Source organism: Rhizobium sp. KNZ2-6A, from assembly GCF_056755475.1.
The window spans coordinates 1-4,039 of sequence record NZ_JBNDIC010000110.1; the positions used below are offsets into that span (position 1 = coordinate 1).

The 4,039-nt window shown below is 59.6% G+C and carries 4 protein-coding genes; all 4 read right to left on the minus strand.

Annotated features, from left to right (window positions below; all coding sequences use genetic code 11):
- Positions 1 to 789, minus strand: a 789-nt coding sequence (locus ACPYOP_RS32575) for a reverse transcriptase N-terminal domain-containing protein (protein WP_481414324.1), incomplete at its 3' end; no start/stop codon positions are given.
- Between the two features lie 611 nt (positions 790 to 1,400).
- Positions 1,401 to 1,751: a DUF736 family protein gene (locus ACPYOP_RS32580; RefSeq protein WP_481414325.1), complete on the minus strand. Its 351-nt coding sequence runs from the start codon at positions 1,749 to 1,751 to the stop codon at positions 1,401 to 1,403.
- 85 nt (positions 1,752 to 1,836) lie between these two features.
- A complete protein-coding gene (locus ACPYOP_RS32585; protein ID WP_481414326.1) occupies positions 1,837 to 2,724 on the minus strand; it encodes an invasion associated locus B family protein in 888 nt (295 codons plus the stop codon).
- 36 nt (positions 2,725 to 2,760) lie between these two features.
- On the minus strand, positions 2,761 to 3,966 hold the full coding sequence (locus tag ACPYOP_RS32590; RefSeq protein ID WP_481414327.1) for a YadA-like family protein: 1,206 nt from the start codon (positions 3,964 to 3,966) through the stop codon (positions 2,761 to 2,763).
- Positions 3,967 to 4,039: the final 73 nt, after the last annotated feature.

A 4,039-nucleotide genomic window follows, 5' to 3' on the forward strand; every position in this document is an offset into this window, starting at 1 on the left:
CAAGCACAGAACGAGAACGATCGAGTGGAATCCTCCGCTCGAACGTAAAGTTACCTTTTGCGTTCGGGGAGTGATAATCCCGCCCTGCGGCGTCCCAGCGATCGTATCCTGAAACCTGCCCTTGAATATCACTCCCGCCTTGAGCCATTTGGTAAGTATCCGCTTGTTCATGGGAATATGATCAAGCAGCCATTTGTGACTGATATTGTCGAAGCATCCGGCAATATCAGCCTCAAGAACCCATTGCGAAGAGTGACGTTTTGCTAGACAGTTGAACAAATACTCAGCAGCATCGGCAGTAGAGCGGTTGATGCGAAAACCATAGGAATTCGTATCGCTCGTCGATTCCGAGACTGGATCCAATGCCAGCTGGTGCAGGGCCTGCATGGCCCTATCCCTCATGGTTGGAATTCCTAATGGGCGCTCTTTCCCATTAGCTTTGGGGATGAAAACGCGGCGCAAGGGCCGCGGTTTGTATCCCCTGTTGTTCAATCTGGATATTGCCTGATATCTTTCTTCAGGCTTATTCCAGATTTCATGATCTACGCCTGACGTTCGCTTGCCTTGATTTTCAGTCACTCGTTTTACGGCCCAAGCTTTGGCGCAAAACGAGCGGGTCAGCGTCCGTTGCAGGGATTTCACCCGGCGCCAGTCGCTTTCCTGTGTCGCCTTTGCAATACGCATCTGCATGCCCCGGACATTGCGTAAGACCTTTTTCCAATCAATAGATGTCCAGTCCTGCGGTTTGCCGGAGAACGCAGACCCGGTAAAAATATCGGATACTTCCATGCTGTTCTCCTGATGAGGTTACTCAGAGGTCTTGCACAAGAAAACCAGACGGAAGTGGGCACGCTTTCGCGCAGAATGATGTTTCAATCCCTATCCGGGCCATTACAGTCCGGCATTCGCTTTCTCCGTCATCTCATACCCGCATCATCAACAGCATTCCTTACGGTCCGCCTGCCTCTCAGGCGACGATACGGGCTTACCACGTTCCCAATTCCTCACACGACCGGGTTAGGGCCTGCCTGTCTGCCGGTGGTCTAAGACGACGTATCTCAACCTTGGAATGAGATAACCGACCACACACCTTTTGGTTGATGCCTATCAGTCGCTTTGGCATCTTCAGTAATCACGACATTTATCAGCAGTTCACTTACGTTGCCCGTATCGGTCAGCCTGGCCCCTTAACCCTCTTGCGACTGAAGGTATCTGCGCCATCTCTCACAAGACGGCGCATCCAAACGGAGGGTACTTTGTCGGAAAGGCTTCAAACAATCTCGTTGCCAAAATTGCCTGCTTTCCTAGACTACTGTTGGTCGTACAACAGGTTCACTGTCGGGTCGCTTTTAATCTGACGCCCCGACTGAACAATGAGGAATTGGACTCACACTCCTTTCTTACCTCCCTTCCTCTAGTGTTTCGTGTCGCGCCCACGGGATGACGGCCATGAGATCCTCGTCGTCCTGGCCGGGATATCGGCCGAGATTGGCGTTGAGCTTGCCGTAACCGGTGTTGACGGCCAGCGTGAAGTAATCGCCGCCGTTCTGGTTCTGCTTCTTCCAGATGCCGCCGATGTCGACGCGCTTGCCTTTGGGGCTTTTGGCGAAAAGGCGATAGACGGGCGCCTTCGGATTGTTGCTGGAATAGTGCTCGCCGGTGATATCGATGTCGTAGGCGATGGAGGCGATATTGCCGGCAAGGCTGTTGCCGTCCTGGCCGAAGCGGATGAAGTTGACGTAGTCGGTCATGGCGATTGTTCCTTCTTTTGATGTTGGTTCAGTGGGAGAGATCACGATAGCGCGCCCAGGCGGTTTGATGTTGCTTGCTCAGCCATCAGTAGAGCCCGTCTCTTGGCGAGATGTTGGACGAGGTATCGGCGTCCGCCGTCCGGGCTCGAGCTTTGCCGGCGGTCTTCCCGGTGGAGGCTGACGCCGTCCTGTCGCCGGCGGGTGCGCCTGGTAATGCCCCGGCCGGAGCCTTGCCGGTGACATCGCGGCCGAAAGGATCGTTGGCGCTGGCGCTGGCGGCGGCATCGAAACCCTGCATCGAGCCGGTTAAACTGATCGGCTGCTCGACGCCGCTGGCGCCCCTGATGGTGAAGGCGAAGCCGACGGCGGACGATCTGGAAATGGCGGCCTGGACAAAGCCCTCGAAGGGAAAGCTCGACAGGCACGCCTTGTCGCTGCATAGCCATTCCTGCTCGGGCAGGGTCTTCTCGAGACCCGAGAAGGACAGCCGCATGCCCCTGGCCGATACGAGGCTCGCCGGCGCCGAGAGGATCAGGAACGGTTTGCCATCGATGCTCTCGGCAATCCGCCAGACGATCCTGTTGCCGGCCTGGTCGGAGATCTGCTGTTCGATGACGCAGAGACGCTTGTTCCGCGACAGGCGCAGATCGCAGCGCAGCAGCCAGTTGTCGAATGGCCTGGTGATGTTGACGAGATCGCCGGATGCGGGCTGTTCGCCCGGCGCGATCAGCAACGCCAGCCGCGGCAGGCCACTCTCTGGCTGTGCTGTCTGGGGTTGGCCGGCGGTTGACCCCGGTGATGTCGCGATCGCCGGAGGCGACGCTGCGATCGCAGGAGGCGACGCTGGGGTCGCCGACCCTGCCGACGATTGCCCGGCCGGTCCAGCCGGTTGTGACGCCTGCTGCGCCGATGCCTCCCCCGAGATCAGCGCGACGAAGGCGGTGGCGGCCAGCATGCTTGTCTTTATCCGCATGGTCTTGTCTCCTCAAATCAGATGTCGTCGAGCCGTTCAATCGAATGTGTAGGACATACCGGCGTTCCAGCTGGTGGTGGCGGTACCGAAGGAATGGGCGATGCCGGCATTGAAGCGCCAGTTGCCGTCCTCGGTGGTATAGCCGAGACCGGCGGCGATCGAGGTCGCGCCCTTGAAGCTGCCGATGCCGCTTGCGACCGACAGCTTGCCGGGCCGTTCGCCGAAGCGCAGGCCGGCGACCGCCAGCGCCGAGGATATGCCGGCGCGCGCCTCCCGGCGGTTCCTGGATATATCGCCCGAGAGCGCATCGAACCGGTTGTCGCTATAGGATCGCAGGCTGTCGACGCGCTGGTCGGTATAGGCAAAGCCATCACGACGCGCCTGGCCGACCTGGCGCATGGTGGCGGCGTCGCTTGGCGCCTTGCCGTCGGCCAGATTGTGGATGGTCACCGGTCCGGGTCCGCCGCCCGACAGCGTGATCTCGTTGGAACGGGAGCCGTCGGCCCTGCGGTCGTAGGAAACATTATCCTTGACCTGGCCGTAATTGACGGCATCCGCATCGGCGGTTCCGGCCGCCAGATTGGTCATCTTGACCGCGCTTCCGGTTCCGTCGCCGGACAACACGACGGTGTTGGTCGGCAGCCCGTTGCGGTCGGGCGCATACTGCACATTGAGTTTGCCGCCCGCGCCGAGCGCATCGCCGACGCTGTGATAATCGACGCCGCCAACCGCATAGGTCGGGGCTGCGATCGTGCCGTCGGCATTCAGCTTCGAGCCTCCGCCCAGGTTCTTCGCAACCGCATCGAGCTGGCCGCCATTGACGGCGTCGGTGGACGACTTCGCCGCGGCGACGTTACCGAGCCGCACCGGCGCGCCGGTTGCGTCGTCGAAGGTGACGCCGCCGGTCTTGTCACCATTGGCGTCACGATTGTAAAACACCGCGCCCTTGTTGATGCCGGCGATATCGCCCTCGTTCTTCGTGATGCGCTGCTCGTGATCGGCAAGCGTCGTATCCTGGGCGGTGTTCTTCTGATCGATGCCGTTCAACCTGACATCGTCACCATCGAGGCGCTTGTCCTGCTCGGCATTCCTGGTGTCGTTGGCGTTCAGCCGGGTGTCTTGCTCGACGTTCTTGCCCTCGGTCGCGGTAATGCGCTGTTCGTGATTGGCGAGCGTGGCGTCATCGCTATTGAGGCGGGTATCCTGCTCCGCGTCCTTCTGATTGATGGTCGCGATCGCCATGACGTGAGGTCATGCGCGAAGCGTTGACAGGGGAGCGTGCAGACCAGCCATCGAGCTGCGAAAATTCATTACC